The following is a 679-nucleotide window of genomic DNA, read 5'->3' on the forward strand; positions in this document are numbered from 1 at the left end:
CAGCGCCGGTGCGAGCGCACGGCAGACCCTGTTTGGCGAGGGCGGCGACGACGTGCTGTATGCCGCAGCGCCCGTGGACCTGGCCGCCGCCATCGCGGGCGGCGAGACGCAAGGGCCCAGCGGGCGGGGCTTCGTCAGCCTGGTGGGCGGGGCAGGGCGGCGACCGGCTCGTGGGCGATGCGGGCGACGACGTGCTGTACGGCGGGGCGGGCGACGACACCCTGGTGGGCGGGGGTGGCAACGACATCATCCTGGCCGACGGCAACGGCGAGGGCCTGGTGCTGGGCGATGCCTCGGCCTCCTACAGCAGCGGCGCCAACGACGTGGCCACGGGCCAGGTGCGGGTCCTAAACGCCGAGGTCGTCATGGCGCGCATCGGCACCACCGCCACCGACAGCACCGGCCGCGCCTATGAAAGCACCGACCTGTGGGGGTTCGCGTTCAACCCCCTGGCCGAGATCGACCTGTCGGGGCTGCTGGCCATGCGGGCCGAGGACATCAAGCCGCCGGCCGGCGACACGCACGTCTATGCCGCCGGCTCGCAGCGCACCTTCGCGCAGATGAACGAACGGGAAGGCCTTCCGTGGGCGAACAGTGGGGGGTGGGGGCGCGGGCGGCGACACCATCTACGCCGGCGCGGGCGACGACGTGGTCAATGCGGGTGCGGGCAACGACATCG

Annotated in this window: 1 protein-coding gene and 1 pseudogene; both read left to right on the top strand. The window is 73.2% G+C overall.

From position 1 onward, the window contains the following. Positions 1–59: 59 nt before the first annotated feature. Positions 60–200: pseudogene (locus AC27KI_RS26600) on the top strand (hypothetical protein); the annotation flags it as partial. 394 nt (positions 201–594) lie between these two features. Next, positions 595–679: hypothetical protein (locus AC27KI_RS26605; protein ID WP_487116882.1), on the top strand; the 85-nt coding region annotated here is incomplete at its 3' end.

This window comes from Acidovorax sp. KPB24-03 (genome assembly GCF_057546605.1).